Origin of the sequence: Actibacterium sp. 188UL27-1 (genome assembly GCF_016901225.1) — a bacterium.
Lineage (GTDB): Bacteria > Pseudomonadota > Alphaproteobacteria > Rhodobacterales > Rhodobacteraceae > 188UL27-1.
On the sequence record NZ_JAFEUL010000006.1, the window covers coordinates 203,744 to 224,248 of the forward strand.

Genomic DNA, 20,505 nt, shown 5'->3' on the forward strand with positions numbered 1-20,505 from the left:
TCACCGCGCCCCCACGGAAAGTTTCGTCCACGGGCGCAACAGCCGCCCGATGTTTTCCGCCGCCACCTTCGTGTCCAACGCGGTGCCTGTCCGATCTTCGTAATGGCGCGCCGCAAGCTGCATCACGGCCAAAGCCAGGTCAGGCGGCACGTCGGCCCAATCCGGGCCAAAGCCCGCCTCTAGATCCAGCAACAGTGCCCCACCCCGGGGCACAGCGGGAAATGTCCCGCCAACGGCAGTCACCGTCGGGCGATGCCGGTCATATCCCAGCGCGTAATCACCAGCGCTCAAGTCAGCAAAGCTCCCGTCCGCAGCCTGAAGCCGCGCGCGCACAACGATACCAACCGGGGCGATCGGCAGCCGCGCCACTGACCAACTCGCCAGTTTAAGCTGGAAAATACGCTCCAACAGCGCCTTGCCCGTATGCTGTTCAACCTCGGCAATGGCCGCGCGCAGAAAGCGTTCCAACAGCCCATCCTCACCCCCGGCATCCGCGAAACCGGTGCCCAACCTCAAATGCTCCTTGAAGCTGGCAATCGGCAACGAGGCCACCGGGACCGGCGCCAATTCCTTCAATTCCATCTCGTCTCTCCGGTTTCAGCTCCCCAAAAAGATGGATCGGCGGACATGTCTCTTGCGTTGCTCGGGCGGAGGGGGAGCAGCTGGACAACGCAAATATCGTGAAACACGCCCGCCACCCTGCGCGCTTGCTGGCGCGCAGGATCATTCCCGGGCTCGTTTTAAGAGGCCGAGAATTTCAGCAATTTGATTGCAGCAAAGTCGCTCACATCGCCGCCCACACGCTTGGTTGCATAAAACAGAACATGCGGTTTGGCAGAGAACGGATCGCGCAGAACGCGCAGATCAGGACGCTCGGCCACGGTGTAGCCCGCCGTGAAATCGCCAAAGGCAATCGCATCGGCGCCGGTCGCAATGTCCGGCATATCTTCGGCAACTAGAACAGGGTAGCCCAGCAAACGAGCAGGCTCACCTGCGGCCAGACCGTCGGACCACAGGAAACGGCCGTCATTGTCCTTCAGACGACGCACCGTTCCGGCTGTCTTGGAGTTCATGACGAACGTCCCGTTGGCGCGGTACTCAGCCTCCAGCGCATAGACCAGTTCGACAATGGCATCGGCACTGCCAAAATCGCCAGCCACACCGGTGGGGATGTAGCCGATATTGCCCCAGGCCCAGCTGTCATTGTCGATGGTCGGATAGGTCAGGAAACCGGTCGGCTTGTCAGCACCATCACCGTTGATGAATGCATCCGACTCGGCGCGGGCGAACTTCGTCGCGATCTTGCCCGCCAGCCAAGCATCGATGTCAAAGGCCGCATCGTCCAGCAAACGTTGACTCGCCTTGGGCAGCGCGCTCAACTCATGGACGGGGATCACGATCCGCTCGATCTGCGGGGTCGTCGTCTCAGTCAGCGTACCGGTCTCGCTGGCCCAGCTCGATCCCATGTCGCCGCGGTCGATCAGCACATCGTAAGATGTCGCCTCAACGGTCACCACATTCGCAATCGCCCGGATCGACGCGGTCGAGGTCAAAACGCTCTGCACACTGATCGATGTCTGGGGATCGACCAGAAAACCGCCATCCGCATCAACTGCGGTGCTCAGCGATTTGCCGTCAAGAGCCAGCCCGCGCAGGCCGTCATCATTGCCCGTACGCAGATAGGCCTCAAACGCCTTCTGGTGGGGGGCCTCAACCTCAGCCGAGGTCGCAAGGGCGGGACGCCCAGAGATCATGGTTTTCCGATCCAGCATGGTCAGTCGCTCTTCCTGTGTTTGAAACTTTGCTTTCATGTCGTCCTGAAAGGCTCTGAAATCGCTCAGAAACCCCGTCAGCGCTGATGTGACATCAGTGCCAGAACCTTGTCCGCCGGGCACATCGCTCCCGGCCCGAGCCTTCGTCTCGGGTGTGCTCATCTGCTATTTTCCTTTTTCGGGTGGTCAGTCTCGATACAGGCTCAGCCCTGCATCATTTCCCGACGGGCCGCCTGCAGCGCCTCCGCCAATTCGCGCAGCACCGGCGTGTCGGGATCTTCGCCCTTGGCCCCGACCCGCGCCTCGGGAAGCATCGGGAAGGTCACAAGCGACACTTCCCATAGCTCCAATTCGTGCAAAAGCCGCGCACCGCCTGTGGCCTTCTCAGCCCGCTTGGTGCGATAGCCAATCGACAGACCGTCAATCGCACCGGCTTCCACTAGCGCGCAGGCTTCCCGAGCCCGGGCGACCTCAGGCAGCAACCGGCCTTTGACGTAAAGGCCCCTCTCATCCTCGCGGACCTCGTCCCAGACCCCGATGGGCTGCGCCGGATCGTGCTGCCACAACATCTTGACCCGGATCCCGGCTGCACCCAACCGGTCAAGGGAGGCCTGATAGGCCCCCGCCTGCACCAAATCGCCGCCCTTGTCGCGCAGCCCGAACAGGGAGGCATAGCCCGCGATCACAGCCCCGTCGATCACCTCAAGCGTGCTGTCGGCCTGGCAGAACTTCCGCTCCAAGGCAGGCCCGTAACCCTCTGTAATCATGCTCATCTCCTATTCCCCGCCTTCTACCAAGGGCGGCAAACCCAGCAGGGCCCGCTTTTCAGCATCCGTCAGGAAACCGGCGTCAGAGACCCTTCGCCATTGCGCCTCCCGCTCCACCGACAACGCCGGGATCTGGTCCAGATCCGGCTTCAGCACCACGTTCGAACCGTCAAACCGCCCCAACCAATCGGAAACAGACGCCAGCACCCGCGTCACCAGGGGCAGCACCGTCAGGCGATAGAAGGCCCGGTTGGCCTCCTGATAATTGGCAAAGGTCGCCTCGCCCGGAATGCCCAGCAGCATCGGTGGCACCCCGAAGGCTGTCGCAATTTCCCGCGCCGCCGCCTCCTTGGTCTTTTGGAACTCCATGTCGGAGGGGCTGAAGCCCATCGGGCGCCAGTCCAGCCCCCCTTCCAACAACATCGGGCGCCCTGCATTGCGTGCGCCTTGGTGGTTGCTCTCGATCTCGCTCAACAGACGATCATACTGTTCGGGAGTCATCGCTGCCTGACCCTCACCACCATTGTAAATGATGGCTCCGGAAGGCCGGGCCGCATTGTCCAACAAGGCCTTCGACCAACGCGACGCGCTGTTATGCACATCAATCGCGCTGGCCGCCGACTGGATCGGGCTTAAACCATAATGATCATCCTGCGGATGAAAGCTTTTTATATGACAGATCGGCACCACATCACCGGTCATATCAAACCGATGTTTGCGCGTGCCAACCGCATATTCATACGCGATGGGCCACCCGTCACTCCCCGGCACGACACTCATCCGGTCGGCGCGCAGAACATGCAGTTCCAGCGGCAACCCCTCCAGACCCACGGCCTCAAAGTAGAGGTTGCCCGACAGCAAAAGCTGCCCATAAGCCGCCTCCAGCAACTCCGCCCGCCCCTGCGCCCCGTTTGGCCGCGCAAGTAACCCAAGCACAGGATGCGCATCGTAGCGCCGTGTGCTGTCCTGGCAGGCAAGGGGCACAGCCGCGGCCGCTTCGGCGATCAATTTGACCGCACGAAAACCCACTGGGTTACCAGCAAATCCCGCTTTGGTCAGAGATACCGTATCGCGCGGCGACCACACCACCCGACCCGAGCCATGATAGGATATGCCCGGCCCGGCTGTTAACGGACCGGTGGCCGAAGCTTTGGCCTCCGGCACCTCCCGTCCCCGCCGCATAAACTCGAATACCATCTGGTTCAGCTCCTTTTCACCGCGACATGCCGATAACTCACCCATCCCCCTGCCGGTCCAATCGGCAGGGGGCGGGCACAAAAGGGGGCCGCGCCGCAGCCCGCACCTTTTTCATTCCGATGTAGTGATCTCGACCGGCTCTCACGAGAGCGCCTCGAAGCCCACATTATGTGTTTCCAGATATCCCCGCCGGAAGCCGTAAAATCTTACAACCCCACAGCAAGATTTGTGCCTCCGGCGGGGATATTTTTGAACACATAATGAAGCAATTACAGCAACCTCACCCGGGGTCTGCGCCATTGCCCGGCAGGCTCGATCAAAAGGTGGTGGATGGCCCAGACCAGCGCATCGACGCGGTCGGGGCTGCCTTTGCCTTTGTAGCCTTGCGCCGTCATCCGGCACATCTGATCTTCCAGCGTATCCAGCCCAGCCAAATGAGCCACGCGCCCTTGTTCATAAAGCGCTGCCACAGGCTCGGCCCGGGCGACTTTGCTGCGGGATGCGTGGACCGCCTTATAAGGCACCGTCGGATCGATTTGCCGGATTACCGTTTCCACCAAATCACCGCCCTGGTTGACCTCTGCCACCAGCCGGTCAGCCTTGTGTCGCGCCATCGCGTCCAAGGCCGCTTGCGCCCATTCCAGAGGCGAGGCGCCCGCCACAGTCGCATCTTCCAAAACCACCGCGCGCCACTCTTGCGGGGGGCCATCCACCACGGCCCCGACCACAATGATCCCGCATTCATCCGAATTACTTTTACCCGTCACCGGGGGATCAACCGCAACGACAATGCGCATCGGCTCGACCGGTTCGCGCAACCGTGCCGCCTCCATGTCGGCAAGACCCCAAAGCGCGCCTTCGGCATCCTCCAACAATACGCCGTCCAATTCCTGCCGCGCCAGCCGCGTCCCGGAATACCGGTTGCGGATCTCTTCCAGGAAGGAAGCTGCCAGATTGGCGCGGTTCGCCTCCGTTGGGGCCGTGCTCACAACCGTCGAGCCGGCATTCAACAAAGCTTTCAACACACCCACATTACGCGGCGTCGTCGTCACGCATTGCTGCGGTCGGTCGCCCAACCGCAGCGAAAACTGCAACATGTCCCACGCCTCTTCCGCGCGTTTCCATTTGGCCAATTCGTCGACCCAGGCCGCATCAAACTGCGGCCCACGAAGGGACTCGGGATCATGGGCCGAAAAGACCTGTGCCACCGCCCCGTTCGGCCAGACCAACCGCTTGCGCGTGGCCTCCCAAACCGGACGGCGATCCGGTGGGCTGCAGGCCAGGATACCGCTTTCACCAAACACCATCACCTCCCGCGTCTGCTCGACAGTTTCACCCACCAGAGCAACACGCTGCGCCTCTCCGGTGTCCTCCGGCCGGGGCCCCTCAACCTTTGATCTGACCCATTCGGCACCGGCGCGGGTTTTCCCCGCGCCGCGCCCCCCCATGATCACCCAACTGCGCCAGTCGCCTTCCGGCGGCAACTGATGCGGCATCGCCCAGAACTCAAACAGCCAGGGCAACGCCATCACTGTTTCCGGCTCAAGACTGTCCAGAAACTCCTCCTGCACCTCGGGCGAGGCGCAGGCGAGCCAGGCGGCATTCGACCTCATCGCGTGCCTTTTCGAGATCGAGCGCAGGGCTGAGACCATCCCCTGCGCTTCCTTTGCCAAGCCTTTGCTCATGTCGCCGCCTTTCCTCTACCACCAGGAACGTCGCCTTGCGCAAATCACCCGCGACCGAAGACAGCTTCTTCGCACGCCCCGATTCACCCCGGCGTATTTCCTTAACAATTTCAGCAATTTCTGCCCGCATGTCCGCCAACATGCTTTCCGTGATTTCCATTTCATCGCGTTCGCGCTGAATGGCTTCTTCCCCAAGTGTCGTATCGATTTTCATTGTTTGACCCGCTTTCCCATGCCTCCGCACGATCGAAACAAAAAACCGCCAGACCCATCGGTCGGCGGTTTGCCCATTTCTTCCAGCTTGACTAAGTTCTACTTTGGACCGTGCGCCCGGTCAATGCGTTGCGCAGCGGCCCCCACCGTACGGTGGTGTCATTCGGACTGCCGCTGCGCTTCAATCTCGCGCCAGCGAGAGACGTTTTCGTTATGCTCTGCCAGCGTCTCGGCAAAGGCATGACCGCCCGTGCCATCGGCCACAAAGAACAAGTAGCTGGTGCTGTCGGGGTTCAACGCGGCGCGGATCGCCTCTGCCCCTGGATTGGCAATCGGGGTCGGCGGCAAACCGTCAATAACATAAGTGTTATAAGGGGTTTCACGGCGTAGCTCACTCTGTCGCAACCCCCGGCCCAACGCGCCTTGGCCCTTGGTGATCCCATAGATCACGGTTGGGTCCGTCTGCAGGCGCATCCCCTGGTTCAGACGATTGACAAAGACGCTGGCAACCCTACGACGCTCATCTGCGATGGCAGTCTCCTTCTCCACGATCGAGGCCAGAACCAGTGCTTCCTCGGCGCTTTGCAACGGCACATTTGTATCGCGCGCAGCCCATAGATCGGCCAAGATGCGAGACTGCTTTTGTTGCATCTGGGAGAGAATCTGTGCCCGGTCGTCGCCGCTTTGCACATCATAACTGTCGGGCGCCAGCATACCTTCGGCAGGAACCTCGGCAATATCGCCTTGCAGAAACTCCGCCTTGCGCAGCGCATCGACCACTTGCCAGCTTGTCGCCCCCTCGGCCAAGGTCACCCGCAGCCGGGCGTCGGCGCGTTCCAGAACCTGTTCATATTCCGCCGGCACCTCGTCCTCGCCCGGTGCGAAGGACAGCAGCTGCCGGTAATCATTCGTCGCCGGATCCAGTTCGCGCACGACGATGCTGGTCCGCAAAACCCCAATCCGGTAATTCACATCCGTTCCGCAGGTATTTCGCCCTCCGCGGGTGATGGTATCTACAATCTCTTCCATGCTGCTGCCGGGTTGCACAAGAAAGCTTCCGGCCTTCAGCAAACCGGTCTTGTCTGTATAATCTGCCCCCATCCGAAAGATGGCACCATTGGCGACCGCCCCTTTCTCCACCAGATCACGCGACACGACAGTCATATTCGATCCAGGCTCAACCTGAAGGCAAATCGCCTCAACCAGCGGACCAGACCCGCGATAGGTGCTTTGGGCCCAACCGATGCCGATGGCCGCCCCGATCAAGGCCACCACAAAAACGGTCAATGCGTTCGATGCCAGCGCTCTCCACATCAGTCAGCCACCTGTCCCAGAACCAGGGACGCATTGGTGCCACCAAACCCAAAGGAATTGGACAGGGCCACCTTGATCTCCCGTTCATGCTTGGCATTGGCCGCCAGATTTAGGGCACTGTCGACAGCCGGATTGTCCAGATTGATGGTAGGCGGTGCCACCTGATCCCGCAGGGCCAGGATGCAGAAAATCGCCTCGACCGCGCCCGCCGCACCCAGCAGATGCCCAATGGCAGATTTGGTCGAACTCATCGTCGCCCCGCCCGCCGCATCGCCCAACAAACGCTCAACCGCGCCCAGCTCTATCGTATCGGCCATGGTGGACGTGCCATGGGCATTGATGTAATCCACGGCGCTCGGCTCCAGCTGGGCCCGTTTCAACGCGGCCTTCATCGAACGTTCGGCCCCGTCGCCCGTCTCATCCGGTGCAGTGATATGAAAGGCATCGCCCGACATGCCATAGCCCAGCACCTCGGCATAGATCTTGGCCCCGCGGGCCCGCGCATGTTCCAACTCTTCCAGAACCACAACTCCGGCGCCCTCGCCCATCACAAACCCGTCGCGGTCGGCATCATAAGGGCGGCTCGCCGCCTCCGGATCATCCCCCCGCTTGGTCGACAAAGCCTTGCAGGCGTTGAACCCGGCGATGCCGATCTCCCCGATAGGGCTTTCCGCGCCGCCTGCGATCATCACATCGGCATCGTCCCACATGATCAGCCGCGCCGCGTCCCCAATGGCATGGGCGCCCGTCGAACAAGCCGTCACCACGGCGTGGTTGGGCCCCTTGAACCCATAGCGAATGCCCACCTGCCCCGAAACAAGATTGATCAGCGCGCCCGGCACAAAGAACGGCGAGACCCGCCGCGGTCCCTTGTCCCGCAATGTGATCGAGGTATCGGCGATGGAGTTGAGCCCGCCAATCCCGGATCCAATCAACACGCCCGTACGCAACCGATCCTCAAGGTCCTCGGGCATCCAGCCTGCATCGCGCACGGCCTGATCCGCCGCCGCCATGCCAAACAGGATAAAGGTGTCGACCTTGCGCTGCTCCTTCGGCTGCATCCAATCATCGGGATTAAACGTTCCATCGCTGCCATCGCCGCGCGGCACCTCGCAGGCATAGGTCGTGGCCATATGGCTCGCATCGAACTGCTGGATCGTGCCTGCTCCGGAGTGCCCCGCCAAAAGCCTGCTCCAGGTCTCTTCGACACCGCAAGCCAGCGGAGACACAATGCCCATACCCGTGATTACCACACGCCGCATCAACCCACCCTCATATCGTTTCTTGTTAGCGTTGTAATACACGCCTCACCAAGCAAGGAGCAAGAGCGCCCGCACATCAGGCGGCAACGCCCCGCTCTGAAATCAGATGTCGCTCGGCGCCCACAGCACGTTCTCCCCCAACTTCGCTCGTGGTGTTGGCCTGATATGCCGACTGCAGCTGGCTAGTCAGCAAAAACGCAAGCAGAACCCTACGAGACACACACACATAAGAGCCGACCATCGCCCCCATCATGTGTTCCTAAATATCCCCGCCGGAGGCAAATACCTTTCACAAATCACCAAGTGCCCCCAAGTGATCGCCACCCAGCGCACCAAAACGCAAAAAGCGCCCCCAAGGGCGCTTTTTGGCAGTCTATCAGAAACGCGATCCGCAGTCAGGCGGCTTCGGTGATGAACTTCACGGCGTCGCCAAAGGTCTGGATGGTTTCAGCAGCATCATCCGGGATCTCGATCCCAAATTCTTCTTCGAACGCCATGACCAACTCAACGGTGTCCAGGCTATCCGCGCCCAGGTCGTCAATGAACGAGGCAGATTCAACAACTTTATCTTCGTCGACGCTCAGGTGCTCGACAACAATCTTTTTAACGCGATCCGCGATGTCGCTCATGGTCTTATATCCTCATAGATGGGTGGAGCAGCGCTCCAATTCCGTGTCCCTCACTCCTTGCGGAGCTGCTCATAAACGCTCTTGCCAGCGCCGTTTGGTGTGCTCCGTCACCGAAGCGGTTTATCCCGTCTGTGGCGGGGTTTCGCCCGACGTTCCGGAAGACCGGGGCCGAAATCTGCGCCGCCTATAGCATAGTCCTTTCGTAAGGCAAACGCTTTCGCTGGTCCCCGCATCTGGAGCATCAGACATGGGAAAGCGCGGCCAGAACTGCAAGATCGGGTCAGGAATAGCCAACCCGAACGCCCCGTTTAAACCATCGCCATGCCGCCATTCACATGCAGAACGGTTCCCGTCACATAGGCTGCCTCTGGGCTCGCCAGGTATAAAGCGGCGGCGGCAATCTCGTCGGCCTGTCCCATGCGACCGGCCGGGATCTGGGCCAGGATCTTGGTCTTTTGGTCATCGATCAGCTTGTCGGTCATGGCAGTGGTGATAAAGCCGGGCGCCACGGCGTTTACGGTGATGCCCCGGCTCGCTACCTCATAGGCCAAGGATTTCGACATCCCGACCATCCCCGCCTTTGAGGCTGCATAATTGCCTTGCCCCGGATTGCCCGTGGCCCCCACGACAGAGCTGATATTGACAATCCGCCCCCAGCGCGCCTTCATCATGCCTCGCAACACTCCGCGGCACAGACGCATGGTGGAGGTCAGATTGACCTCGATCACGCTGGCCCATTCCTCATCGGACATACGCATGAACAGGTTATCCCGCGTGATGCCTGCATTATTCACCAATATATCGACGCCGCCCATGACCTCCGCCGCCTGTTTGGGTAGCGCCTCCACCGCATCCGCATCGCTCAGATTACACGGGGTGACATGGGCCCGGTCGCCCAGATCCGCCGCCAACTCCTCCAGCGGCCCGGTCCGGGTGCCCGACAGCGCGACAGTGGCCCCCGCGCCATGGAGCGCCCGGGCAATCCCTGCGCCGATCCCACCGGACGCTCCGGTGATCAGGGCGCGCTTTTCAGTCAGGTCAAACATGGGGGCTCCTCCGCGATTTTGGTGCACACGCCCATGACACGCCCCGTCAAAAGGCGCAATGTCTCGTCGCGTGCAACCAACCGACGACATGTCCACCGATCAGGTGCTAAGCGCGGGCCAGCAACGTGAAGGTCCCCGGTATCGCCCTGTCGCCCATTTCAGGATGCTCGTCCAGGCGGGTGATCGTAAAGTTGTTCTCCACGATGGCAGTCACAACCTCTCCCAGCGTCCAGAAGCGATAAGCGCACATACCAAGGGACGGCCCATCGGCATTCGGATTGGGGACATCGCCCTCGACCAGCCCATCGAAAAAATAGTCATGCGGTCCCTCCGGCCAAAATAGCTTGCGTTGGACGGGATGAAACTCATTCAGAAAAAGCATCCCGCCATCCCTTGTCAGGCGGCGCAGGACACCGAAAAACGCGCTCAGGTCCTGATGATAGTGCAGAATACCAAGTTCCAGGACGAGCACATCAAACTTGTGCGGCAAATCAAGGCGTTCAACCTCCAGTATATCGCAGACATCGTAGTCGATTGAGACATCCGCCGCCTTTGCAAGATCCATGGCAAATCGCTCGTTCTCCTCAGAGAAATCGATGACCTGCACCTTGGCGCCCAGAAGGGCAAGCGCAACGGCAATGCGGCCATGTGAGCCTTGAACATTGCAAATGCGCTTACCCCCAACCTCGCCCAGATAAGGCGAGAGGCGCCGCACCACATGTTGAGGATCTGATACGATCCGATCTGCGGCCTCGGCGGCCTCACCAAAGGCAAATCGCCAGGCGTCGTAACGACCTGCAGTCCAGGCTTTTCGATTTGCCTCAGTCATCTTGCGGCTCCTATCCAAGGTCACTTTTGTCGCCCAGGGCCGCAAAGGTGATGCGCAAAAATCAACCCCTCAATGGCCAATCCTGCAGCATGGATGTCTGCGCCAGTCGCGACAAACCGGCGATAACTCCCGCCCTGCGTCAGATGCAGGCCCAATTCAAATCTGCGGCGGTTGATGATCTTTCACCAGCGGTCTTGAGCAACGTCTGCCACCTGACCTGGTTTGAGGTCGCTACTCGGTTGCGCCGGCACTGACGAGCAGATCAACGATTTCGGGATCGACCTCCAGCGCCTTGGCGACAGCCAGTACGGTTTGGCCAGCGGAATTGCGGGCGTTGGGATCGGCGCCCGCCCCCAGCAGCGCGGCAATCATGTCAAAGCTGTCCGCTTCGGCAAGAAACAGCATCAGTGGTGTGCGCCCCTCATTATCCCTGACGTCGGGATCCGCGCCCGCAGCCAAAACCACCGGAACAAACTCGGGATCGATCAGGATGTGCAACAGCGCGTGTCCCTGATCGTTTCGGGCATTCACATCGGCACCATGGTCAATCAGCAGCGATAGCTTGGCCGCAAAATCGCTGTAATCCAGCACATGGATTGCCTGAAACCCGTAGCGATCCTGTACCGTTGCTAGGGCCGAGTTCTGCGCCAGGGCAGCTGCAACCTCAGACGCCGCGCCGGTCTGAACCAAGGCGTGAAATTGGGCAACCTCATCTGCACTGGGGTCCGCCGCGACGGCAGATACCAACCCCATGAAGATCTTGGTCAGCAGAACTCGAAATGTTGTCATCGGTTCAAATGCCTTTGCCTAGGTCGCCGATCGCAGGCGAGCCCTGGGCCCGCCGATCTCAAGTGCCTCTATCCCGCCAGCACGGCCTTGATGTCGTCAGGTGTGCCGATGGCGCGGGTGGCCACGGATCTGTCGATACGGCGGATCATGCCGGACAGGGCTTTGCCTGCGCCCAACTCCCACATTTCCGTCACGCCCTGACCGGCCATCCAGATCACGGTTTCCCGCCAGCGGACGGATCCTGTGACCTGATCGACCAACAGGGACCGGATCGTGGTCGGGTCGGTTTCAGCGCGCGCCTCGATATTGGCGACGACCGGCACGCTAGGTGCTCTGATTTCCACACCGTCCAGAGCCTGGGCCATGGCCCGTGCTGCGGGCTCCATCAACGCACAGTGGAAGGGGGCGGAAACCGGCAGCAACATCGCACGCTTGGCGCCTTTTTCCTTGGCGATCTCAACGGCGGCATCGACCGCGGCCTTGGCACCAGAGACGACAACTTGGGCGGGGTCATTGTCATTGGCGGCCTGGCACACCCCGTGGGAGGCGGCCTCGTCCGCAACCTCTTTGACAGCGGCCAGATCCAGCCCCAGGATCACGGCCATCGCCCCTTCGCCCACCGGCACGGCAGCCTGCATCGCGCGCCCACGCACGCGCAACAGCCGCGCCGTATCGCTGAGCGTGAAAGCCCCCGCCGCACATAACGCCGAGTATTCCCCCAGTGAATGACCGGCCACAAAAGAGGCGCTGTCGATTCCGATCCCGTCGGCCTGCAAAGCGCGCAGAGCAGCCATGGATGTGGCCATCAGCGCAGGTTGGGCATTCTCCGTTAGGGTCAATGTAGCGATATCGCCGTCCCAGATCAGGGTTGAGAGCTTTTCCCCCAGCGCGTCGTCCACTTCATCGAAGACGGCCCGTGCGGCCGGATAGGCCTCGGCCAGCGCCTTGCCCATGCCAATGGTCTGTGCGCCCTGCCCCGGAAATACGAATGCCCGCATCGCGATATCCCTCCCTTACTGCCGGGTCGGTCTAGCCCCTGTGCCGGGCCTTGCCAAGCGGTCGGGCCCAGCGCGGGCACCAAAGCGCACAGAATCTGTGCGGACGAATTTATGACAAAACGGGAATAGACCCCTATCTTACCGCGTAACGCAGTGGACCATTTTAGGAGTGTCCCATGGCCCTGACCAATTCTCCCGCCTTGTATGGCGGCGTCACGAAAACACTGCATTGGCTGACCGTTCTTTTGATCTTTACCGTGATCCCGCTGGGTATCATCGCGCATAACTGGTCATTCGACACGTCAGAGGCACTGGCGACCAAGGCCATTTTATTCTCGTTTCACAAGACGGTGGGGGTCACGATCTTTTTCGTGGCATTGGCGCGGATCGCCTGGGCGGTGAGCCAGCCCAAGCCCGGGCTGCTCCATGCGGATCGCAAGGTCGAAAGCTGGCTGGCCGAGACGGTCCATTGGACATTGTATGCGGCCCTTGTGATCGTCCCACTGACCGGTTGGATCCACCATTCGGCCACGACCGGATTTGCGCCGATCTGGTGGCCCTTTGGCCAGACACTGCCATTCGTGCCCAAAGATGAAGGGGTGGCCCAAACGTTTGCCGCCTTGCATATCGTGTTTGAGCGGGTCCTCGTGATCTCCCTGCTGTTGCATATCGCAGGCGCGCTGAAACATCATTTCGTGGACAAGGACGTGACGCTCAAGCGGATGCTGCCCGGCGACGTCGATGCCCCTGCAGTGGGCAAGCATTCGGCCAGTACCGCACCGATGATCGCCGCGGCCGGAGCCTATGGGTTGGCTGTCATCGTGGGCCTTGGCCTTGGCGTCTTTGCCCAGAAAAGCACGGCGTCGGATGTGGCCGCGCTGGCAGAGGTTGAAACCGGGTGGGACGTTACCGAAGGCACCCTTGGTATCAGCGTCACGCAGCTGGGATCAGCGGTCGAAGGGAGCTTTGCCGATTGGACCGCCGCCATCGAATTTGCCGAGGAACCGACCGATGGCAGCCACGGCACGGTCGAGGTGACCATCGCCATCGGCAGCCTGTCCTTGGGTTCTGTCACGGATCAGGCCATGGGGGCGGAATTCTTTGACGCGGGCAATTTCCCCACGGCAACCTTTACCGCAGATATCCTGCCAGGCGACGGGGACGGATATGTGGCGGAGGGCGTGTTGAACCTGCGCGGTCAGGAAAGCCCCGTCACCCTGCCCTTCACGCTGACCCTCGATGGCGACACGGCCACGATGGAGGGCACCACGACGCTCGACCGTCGCAACTATGAGATCGGGATCCCCAGCTATTCCGACGAAAGCTCTGTCGGGTTCCCCGTCCCGGTCACCGTCACCCTGACGGCGCAGCGGGTCAGCGAATGAAGGAAACCCCGCCCTGCGGCGCTGCCATGGCGTGCCTTAATAGCCACCCGTCACGCCGCAGCTTTCTGCATTACGCCACCGCCAGTTTCGGGGCCGTGGCGGTCGGTGCGGGGCTTTGAGGAATATTGCAAAGCATGGCCCCCGATGCGACCGTAGCCGGCAGACAGGGCCCTGTTATCCGGTTGGACAAGATCGCTCCGGGCACCCAACAAACGGTCATCTCCGAAAACGAACCTGTTTTTGTGCGCCACCTGACACCCGCCCAACGGGACGAGGCCAGGGAGCAGATTGCAGCCGAAAACCTGTATAATCCGCTGGCCCGCAATGCCAACCTCTCTGCCGGTCTGTTGGCGCACCAAGACACCCGCATGGTTGCAGGCCATGCCATTGTCATCGTGACCGGACGGTGTACGCGGCGAGGCTGTGTGCCCATTCTGGATAGCGGGGATTTTGATGGCTGGTTCTGCCCCTGCTGCGCGGCGCATTATGACGTGCTGGGCCGTATTCGAAAGGGTATCGCCCCCCGCAACCTTGCCATTCCGCGCTACCGCGTTTTGTCGGATCATCAGGTGCGCTTGCTGCCGCATGGGGCCGGGCCCAACCGCCACAAGATCGATGATCTGCTGTTCGGGCCAAGCGACCGAGGCTGACGGCCACCGCCAGACCATGCTAAACCACGCCCTGAATATTCAGGGAGGACCGACCATGCCAATACAGGGATCCTGCCATTGCGGTGCGGTGACCTACGCCTTTGATGATCAACCGACCGCGGCCACGCGGTGCAACTGTTCGATCTGCCGCAAACTCGGCGCGGTCTGGATCTATGCCGATGCCGCGCGGGTCACCTTTACCGCAGCGGAGGATGCGTTGGTCAGATATTCCCACGGCGACCGCGCGCTGGCCTTTCACTCCTGTGCGACCTGCGGTGCGACGACCCATTGGGCGATGCGGGTTGATCCGGGTCAGGGAAAAATCGCCGTTAACCTGATGCTGGCCGATCCGGAGGTGATCAATCAGGTGCCTGTCCGGCATTTCGATGGCGCAGAGACCTGGACCTTTCTGGAGGATGACGACTGAACCCTGCCGCGCAATCTTTGTCACGCGCCATTCATTTGACGGACCAAGATATGCCCGGGAGACGGCCAGCCCCGCTCCGGCCTATCCGAAATTGCGTAACGAGCGCAGGAACAGGCCGATCCCGCCCACCAGCAGGATCAGGATCACCAGCAGATCAAAGGCCGTCATCGACACCAGTCGCAAATCGATACTGGTGATCACACCAAAGATGAGCGCCACGATGGATCCGACCGCCAAAAGCCAACCGATGATATTGCGGCCATTGTAAAAGATCATGCCGACGCCAAACATGAACGGGACCAGCACCATGCCGCTGGTGATGGGAAACTGCCCCACCGCAAAGACCGGCGTGCCAAAGCCAAAGTTCGGGCGCACGACGATGCCGCGTAACAACAGGTACCCCCCCGCGCACATCATGATAAGGCCCAGCAGAAAGCTGCCTGTCCCACCTTCTGTTCCACCTGCTCCGTGTCGTGCCATCGTCGGTCCTGTCCCATTGGTCTGAACGATGGTCTATCGAGGATGGGCGGTCATGGCCAGTTCCTCGCGGCCAGATGTGGCTATGGCGGTTGGGTCATTTCGCTGGTGCAGAGCTTACGGCTTGGCCAGTTGCGCCCACAGGCTGTCCATCACCTCAAACGCGTCAGGCACAGTCGTCGCCGTGCCATCGGGCGCAAGGTCGCGCACCAGGTCAGGCGCGTCGTTGACCAATGCACCCCCGACAAAGATCAGCGCATCGGGCTGGTTGATCCGAAGGGCCATCACCAGACGCGCCAACGCCGGAACGGCATGTTGCCCCGCAGCCGACAGCCCGATGATGCGAAAACCGGCCCCACTGATCCGGGCGACCAACTCGGCATGGCCCAGATCCATCACCAGGTCGATCTCCCATCCGTGTCGTCGAAACAGATCGGCCGCCATCCGAACCCCAAGCGTATGGGTGTCATTTGGCGTCGAAGCAAAGAGGGCGCATTTCTGCGTATGCATGACCGGGCCGCCCTGAACTTTGTCCAGCACGCGCAGGATGCCATAGATCCGCGCCGTCCCTTGCGTGACATCCAGAAACGAGACGTGGTTGTCGGTCCACCATTCCCCCAACCTGCGGGCGGCCCCGCCGAGATATGACAGATAGATCTCCTCCACCGGCATCCCGCGCGCGCTCAAGGCAGTGACAAAATCCAGCGCCGCCTCGGCCTCCCCGTCGATCAGGGCATAGGCCAGGTGATCGACCTGATCCAAAGACGACACACCGTCCTGCACCCCTGCGCCACCGCCCGCCCGGGCGGCGACCCGCTGTATCACCTCTGCCGCCAGGGCATGAACCGCCTGTTCCGGCAGGTGTGATTTTAACGAAATGAACCGGGACGACGCCTCTTGATAGGCCGCCCGGTCGAACTGATCACCCTTCAACGACTTTCCCGCCATAGCGTAGCTCCTGAACGAAGACGTATTTTCGGCATGTCGTGGTGTACCGATACGCTGACACAGGGATCCTGTTGTCGCAAGGAGCGAGGGGGCCCAATCCTTGGTCAGCGACAAAAAACTTTCATTTGTCCAAACAAATGAAGGGCCAAGCCGGTACGACCCAACAAGAAAGGCCGCCCGAAACCGGACGGCCCTGGATCCTGCGGCTGGATTTTGAGTTATTCGGCTTTGCCAGCCTCGATCGAGATCACGACCTCAACCTCGTCACTGACAGCCGGTGCAAAGGCGCCAACACCAAAATCGGACCGCATCAATGTTGTGGTCGCATCAAAGCCAACCCATGCCTTTTTCTGCATCGGGTGTTCGCCAATCGAATTCATGCGCGCATCAAGCACTACCGATTTGGTGACGTCATTCATGGTCAGGTCGCCCGTGATCTTGGCCGTGTCTTCGCCGGTCACTTCGATCGCGGTTGAGGTGAAGGTCACCAGATCCTCATCCGTGGCGCCAAAGAAGTCGGCATCCATGAAATGCGCGTCGCGCTGTTCCCACCCGGTAAACATGGACTTGACGGGCATCGAGACGTTCACCGTCGAATTGCCGGGCTCTTCCTTGTCGAACATGATCTCCCCTTCAAAGCCGGAGAACATGCCATAGGTCGTGGAAAACCCAAGGTGGTTATATGAGAACAGGATCTGGCTGTGGCTCGCATCCAGGTCGTACTTTTCGGGGGCGGCGACAGCGACGGTGGCAGCGGTGGACAGGGCTGCGGCAATCAGTAGGTGCTTCATTGGCTCAAGGGCTCCGTGGTTTGTAAGCATCGGTGTGTGGCAAGATGACGCGAACAGGCCCCAAAGCAACTCATCACAGTTGAACAGAATGTGTTCACCGATGCTGAGGTACCCGGGATGCTTGCAATGCGATCTTGCATCGGTATAACGCGCCATCCTTCGCATTTATTCTGTCAGCGGAGCCCCTCGGGACCGGGGGCGAAGGATTATCCGGTCGGTGAAGCCCGCTATAGCAAAAGGAAACCGCGCATGCCGCTCTATGAGCATGTCTTTATTTCCCGTCAGGACCTGTCGAACACACAGGCCGAGGGATTGATCGAACATTTTGGCACCGTTCTGGCTGACAACGGCGGCACCGTCGTTGAGCACGAATATTGGGGTGTCAAAACGATGGCCTACAAGATCAACAAGAACCGCAAGGGCCACTATGCCTTTCTCAAAACCGATGCGCCCGCACCCGCCATCCAGGAGATGGAGCGCCTGATGCGCCTGCATGATGACGTGATGCGCGTGCTGACCATCAAGGTCGACGCACATCCCGAAGGTCCGTCCGTGCAGATGCAAAAGCGTGACGACCGGGATCGTGGCGACCGCCGCGACCGTCGCTGAATTTCGGTTTAAGAAAGGATTGTAAGATATGGCATCAAAACCATTTTTCCGCCGCCGCAAGGTCTGCCCATTCTCTGGCGACAATGCGCCCAAGATCGACTACAAGGACACACGTCTGCTGCAACGCTACATCAGCGAGCGTGGCAAGATCGTGCCCAGCCGTATCACCGCCGTATCCGCCAAAAAGCAGCGTGAGCTGGCCCGTGCCATCAAACGCGCCCGCTTCCTGGCGCTACTGCCCTACGCCGTGAAGTAAGGAGACAGACCAATGGACGTTATCCTTTTGGAACGCGTGGCCAAACTGGGCCAGATGGGCGAAGTGGTGAAGGTCAAGGACGGGTATGCCCGCAACTTCCTGTTGCCCCAGGGCAAAGCGATGCGCGCAAACGAACACAACATCGCTCAGTTCGAAACCCAGAAAGCACAGCTTGAAGCGCAGAACCTGGAAACCCGGAAAGAGGCCGAGAAGATGGCCGAAACTCTGGATGGTCAGCAGTTCATCGTGATTCGCTCCGCCTCTGACGCGGGGGCTTTGTATGGTTCGGTCACACCCCGTGATGCGGCCGAGGCCACTACTGCCGGTGGGTTCACGGTCGACAAAAAGCAAATCGCGTTGGGTCGCCCGATCAAGGATCTGGGTTTGCACGATGTTGAAGTGCGCCTGCACCCCGAGGTCGAAGTGACGATCATCCTGAACGTCGCCCGGTCCGAGGAAGAGGCCGAGCTGCAAGCGTCGGGCAAATCCATTCAGGAACTTGCCGCCGAAGCCGAAGCTGAGGCAGAGTTCGAGATTGCGGAACTGTTCGACGATATCGGTGCAGCTGGCATGGATGACGATCTGCGGGCCGATGCGCCGTCAGAGAGTGGCCCCGACCAGGACGCCCCGAACGAACCCATCGAAGACTAAACAGGTCTTCTGACGAAACCATCGAGGCCGCGTCATCAGATGCGGCCTTTTTAATGTGATATCGCTCTGTCCAACCCCGCCAGAGTTCAGTTGTGTGACGTCAAGCCGTGGTCTCTGTCGCCTCTTCCGCAGGTGGCTGATCCACCTGATCCGGGGTCTCGACATCGGCTGGCATCAGCTCATCAACATATAACGGCTCAACAGGTGCGGCGGCCTGGAACAGCACGGCTATATCGACCATCATGTCGGAAAACTCGACCTCCTCCACAGTTCCAATCCGGAACGGCAGGAAATCAAAGTTCTCGGCAGAGGCCATGACCGCCAGCCCCTGTTCCCCCGTTAACAGCAAGTCGAGCGAGACAGCCACGCCAACGGTCACCATTGCCCGGGCCCCCTCGCTGCCGGTTCGAGGGTCAGCCCCCCGGTGTTCTGTCGTATCTATCGGAACGGTTTTGTCGCCGTCGTATACGGCAGCGTCGCGGGCCTGATCCTCCTCAAAAAGGATCTGATTGCCGTCATCCGGCGGCAGATCGTCGAAAACGCCCAGGTTCAGCTTGGCCGCAAATGCGGGATGCCATCCCTGATCAAAATCAGCGCCCTGATGAAAACCGTAACGGATATCCGACATGAGAGATCCTCATTCTGCCGCGTGTTTGTCTCACCAAGATATATGGTGTTTTCTCCGTCAGATGAAGTGGACTGTGCCAGAGGGTACATGTCCCGGCCATCGAACGCTGAACGCGGACCGGCTTTTCGTTTGCGCATCAAGAGGTCACGGGCCCAGGATACCAGCGACACGGATGGAGGATCAGAGATGAAGATCATCGTGGTAGGGGCTGCGGGCGATATCGGGCGCGCCGCCTGTGCAGAGCTGGGCGCGCGGCACGACATCATAAAGGTCGGACGCAAGAGCGGCGACGTGCAGGTGGACCTGGCCAACCGGGCCTCTGTCGATGCGATGTATGATACCGTGGGGGTTGTTGATGCCGTCATCTCCACCGCCGGGGATGTCCATTTCGGCCCGTTGTCGGACTTCACGGAAGAGACATTCATGGTCGGCCTGCGCAACAAGGTGATGGGACAGGTCAACCTGGTGCTCGCCGGGATCGAACGGATCGCCGAGGGCGGATCGTTCACTCTGACCAGCGGCGTTCTGGACCGTGACCCGATCCGCATGGGGACCGGAGCCGCGGCGGCCAACGGCGCCCTTGCCGGTTTCGTCACAGGCGCCGCGATTGAGTTGCCACCGGGCCAGCGGATCAACGTGGTTAGCCCGGGCCTGTCGGATGTCTCTGTTCCGCGCTACGGCGCGTGGTTTCCCGGTCATGATCCCGTCCCCTCTAAACGCGTCGGGCGCGCCTATGCCAAAAGCGTCGAAGGGGCTATCACCGGACAGGTCATCATCGTTGAGTAACCCACCTCAACCGTCCGCGTGTGATAGACAAACTGACAGAATCTCCATCTCCCCAGGCATCGATCTGCCCGTCATTTGGAACGGCGACGTGACTGTATTTGATCTTAGCTCCTGTCAATTGGCATCACAGAAGGGCGCCCTGGACCATTGGGGCGACCGATATCTGGCCACTGGCGATTGGGCCAATGCCAGTCTGCGATCCGGTCTGAAACAATATCGACGTTACTGGATTGGCCCGGTTCATGCTCCGCTCGATGCGCTGCAAAGGTACTGCGGACCGGAAACAACGATGAAGTATCCTGTGCCGCCCGATACATGGTCCACCACGGTCACATGCATCGCGGGCCGTCTCAACAGGCCTGATGCTCTGCCGCCTCTCATCACGGAGTGGCAGTC

Annotated in this window: 25 protein-coding genes; 8 read left to right on the forward strand and 17 right to left on the reverse strand. The window is 60.5% G+C overall.

From position 1 onward, the window contains the following. From IU397_RS10610 to fabD, 13 genes are all read right to left on the reverse strand, one after another. Positions 1-582: a hypothetical protein gene (locus tag IU397_RS10610; protein ID WP_204413235.1), complete on the reverse strand. Its 582-nt coding sequence runs from the start codon at positions 580-582 to the stop codon at positions 1-3. Positions 583-740: 158 nt separating this feature from the next. Continuing rightward, complete coding sequence (locus tag IU397_RS10615; RefSeq protein ID WP_204413237.1) at positions 741-1,934, reverse strand: phage major capsid protein; 1,194 nt, start codon at positions 1,932-1,934, stop codon at positions 741-743. A 41-nt stretch (positions 1,935-1,975) separates the two neighbouring features. Then, positions 1,976-2,545, reverse strand: coding sequence for an HK97 family phage prohead protease (locus IU397_RS10620; protein ID WP_370541652.1), 570 nt, complete (start codon positions 2,543-2,545; stop codon positions 1,976-1,978). Positions 2,546-2,548: 3 nt separating this feature from the next. Then, positions 2,549-3,736, reverse strand: coding sequence for a phage portal protein (locus IU397_RS10625; protein ID WP_204413249.1), 1,188 nt, complete (start codon positions 3,734-3,736; stop codon positions 2,549-2,551). 269 nt (positions 3,737-4,005) lie between these two features. Further along, on the reverse strand, positions 4,006-5,349 hold the full coding sequence (locus IU397_RS10630; RefSeq protein ID WP_204413251.1) for a DNA-packaging protein: 1,344 nt from the start codon (positions 5,347-5,349) through the stop codon (positions 4,006-4,008). After that, positions 5,279-5,635: a hypothetical protein gene (locus IU397_RS10635; protein WP_204413253.1), complete on the reverse strand. Its 357-nt coding sequence runs from the start codon at positions 5,633-5,635 to the stop codon at positions 5,279-5,281. The genes IU397_RS10630 and IU397_RS10635 overlap by 71 nt, the downstream gene beginning before the upstream one ends. A 158-nt stretch (positions 5,636-5,793) precedes the next feature. Next, positions 5,794-6,948: an endolytic transglycosylase MltG gene (gene mltG, locus IU397_RS10640; protein WP_204413262.1), complete on the reverse strand. Its 1,155-nt coding sequence runs from the start codon at positions 6,946-6,948 to the stop codon at positions 5,794-5,796. After that, a complete protein-coding gene (gene fabF / locus IU397_RS10645) occupies positions 6,948-8,210 on the reverse strand; it encodes a beta-ketoacyl-ACP synthase II (protein ID WP_204413266.1) in 1,263 nt (420 codons plus the stop codon). Before fabF ends, mltG begins: the two co-directional genes overlap by 1 nt. Before the next feature lie 395 nt (positions 8,211-8,605). Next, the gene (locus tag IU397_RS10650; protein ID WP_204413267.1) at positions 8,606-8,839 is read right to left on the reverse strand and encodes an acyl carrier protein; all 234 of its coding nucleotides are present in this window, start codon (positions 8,837-8,839) and stop codon (positions 8,606-8,608) included. 308 nt (positions 8,840-9,147) lie between these two features. Next, positions 9,148-9,885, reverse strand: coding sequence for a 3-oxoacyl-[acyl-carrier-protein] reductase (fabG, locus tag IU397_RS10655; RefSeq protein WP_204413269.1), 738 nt, complete (start codon positions 9,883-9,885; stop codon positions 9,148-9,150). Between the two features lie 106 nt (positions 9,886-9,991). Further along, complete coding sequence (locus tag IU397_RS10660) at positions 9,992-10,714, reverse strand: bifunctional 2-polyprenyl-6-hydroxyphenol methylase/3-demethylubiquinol 3-O-methyltransferase UbiG (protein WP_204413271.1); 723 nt, start codon at positions 10,712-10,714, stop codon at positions 9,992-9,994. A gap of 231 nt (positions 10,715-10,945) precedes the next feature. Further along, a complete protein-coding gene (locus IU397_RS10665) occupies positions 10,946-11,503 on the reverse strand; it encodes an ankyrin repeat domain-containing protein (protein ID WP_204413273.1) in 558 nt (185 codons plus the stop codon). Positions 11,504-11,571: 68 nt separating this feature from the next. Further along, on the reverse strand, positions 11,572-12,501 hold the full coding sequence (gene fabD / locus IU397_RS10670; RefSeq protein WP_204413275.1) for an ACP S-malonyltransferase: 930 nt from the start codon (positions 12,499-12,501) through the stop codon (positions 11,572-11,574). A gap of 176 nt (positions 12,502-12,677) precedes the next feature. Between fabD and IU397_RS10675 the strand changes: the two genes are divergently transcribed. From IU397_RS10675 to IU397_RS23285, 4 genes are read left to right on the forward strand one after another with little or no spacing between them, the layout of a single operon-like run. Then, positions 12,678-13,886 (forward strand): cytochrome b/b6 domain-containing protein, encoded by a 1,209-nt coding sequence (locus tag IU397_RS10675; RefSeq protein ID WP_204413276.1) that lies wholly within the window; start codon positions 12,678-12,680, stop codon positions 13,884-13,886. Between the two features lie 26 nt (positions 13,887-13,912). Further along, positions 13,913-14,005, forward strand: a complete 93-nt coding sequence (locus IU397_RS23850; protein WP_370541655.1) for a ubiquinol-cytochrome c reductase iron-sulfur subunit N-terminal domain-containing protein — start codon at positions 13,913-13,915, stop codon at positions 14,003-14,005. A gap of 15 nt (positions 14,006-14,020) precedes the next feature. Continuing rightward, entirely contained in the window at positions 14,021-14,536 is a 516-nt protein-coding gene (locus IU397_RS10685; RefSeq protein WP_204413278.1) for a ubiquinol-cytochrome c reductase iron-sulfur subunit, read from the forward strand. A gap of 55 nt (positions 14,537-14,591) precedes the next feature. Further along, the gene (locus IU397_RS23285; RefSeq protein ID WP_239479722.1) at positions 14,592-14,963 is read left to right on the forward strand and encodes a GFA family protein; all 372 of its coding nucleotides are present in this window, start codon (positions 14,592-14,594) and stop codon (positions 14,961-14,963) included. Positions 14,964-15,044: 81 nt separating this feature from the next. Here the strand turns inward: IU397_RS23285 and IU397_RS10695 are convergent, their stop codons facing one another. The 3 genes from IU397_RS10695 to IU397_RS10705 all read right to left on the reverse strand — a co-directional run bounded on the left by IU397_RS10695 (position 15,045) and on the right by IU397_RS10705 (position 17,179). Continuing rightward, entirely contained in the window at positions 15,045-15,443 is a 399-nt protein-coding gene (locus IU397_RS10695) for a hypothetical protein (RefSeq protein ID WP_204413279.1), read from the reverse strand. 114 nt (positions 15,444-15,557) lie between these two features. Then, on the reverse strand, positions 15,558-16,388 hold the full coding sequence (locus tag IU397_RS10700) for a B12-binding domain-containing protein (protein WP_204413285.1): 831 nt from the start codon (positions 16,386-16,388) through the stop codon (positions 15,558-15,560). 218 nt (positions 16,389-16,606) lie between these two features. Then, positions 16,607-17,179, reverse strand: coding sequence for a YceI family protein (locus IU397_RS10705; RefSeq protein WP_204413287.1), 573 nt, complete (start codon positions 17,177-17,179; stop codon positions 16,607-16,609). 249 nt (positions 17,180-17,428) lie between these two features. Here IU397_RS10705 and rpsF point away from each other — a divergent pair, with 249 nt between their 5' ends. Genes rpsF through rplI form a run of 3 tightly spaced genes read left to right on the forward strand, consistent with a single transcriptional unit; the run spans position 17,429 to position 18,695 of the window. Next, the gene (gene rpsF / locus IU397_RS10710) at positions 17,429-17,788 is read left to right on the forward strand and encodes a 30S ribosomal protein S6 (RefSeq protein WP_204413289.1); all 360 of its coding nucleotides are present in this window, start codon (positions 17,429-17,431) and stop codon (positions 17,786-17,788) included. Between the two features lie 28 nt (positions 17,789-17,816). Beyond that, complete coding sequence (gene rpsR / locus IU397_RS10715) at positions 17,817-18,044, forward strand: 30S ribosomal protein S18 (RefSeq protein WP_011569173.1); 228 nt, start codon at positions 17,817-17,819, stop codon at positions 18,042-18,044. A 12-nt stretch (positions 18,045-18,056) separates the two neighbouring features. Further along, the gene (gene rplI, locus IU397_RS10720) at positions 18,057-18,695 is read left to right on the forward strand and encodes a 50S ribosomal protein L9 (protein ID WP_204413290.1); all 639 of its coding nucleotides are present in this window, start codon (positions 18,057-18,059) and stop codon (positions 18,693-18,695) included. Between the two features lie 100 nt (positions 18,696-18,795). Here rplI and IU397_RS10725 read toward each other — a convergent pair whose 3' ends face one another. Further along, a complete protein-coding gene (locus IU397_RS10725) occupies positions 18,796-19,323 on the reverse strand; it encodes a hypothetical protein (protein ID WP_204413291.1) in 528 nt (175 codons plus the stop codon). A 186-nt stretch (positions 19,324-19,509) separates the two neighbouring features. On the opposite strand from IU397_RS10725, the gene IU397_RS10730 reads away from it, so the two are divergent. Continuing rightward, positions 19,510-20,109: a short chain dehydrogenase gene (locus IU397_RS10730; protein WP_204413292.1), complete on the forward strand. Its 600-nt coding sequence runs from the start codon at positions 19,510-19,512 to the stop codon at positions 20,107-20,109. The last annotated feature ends 396 nt before the right edge of the window (positions 20,110-20,505 follow it).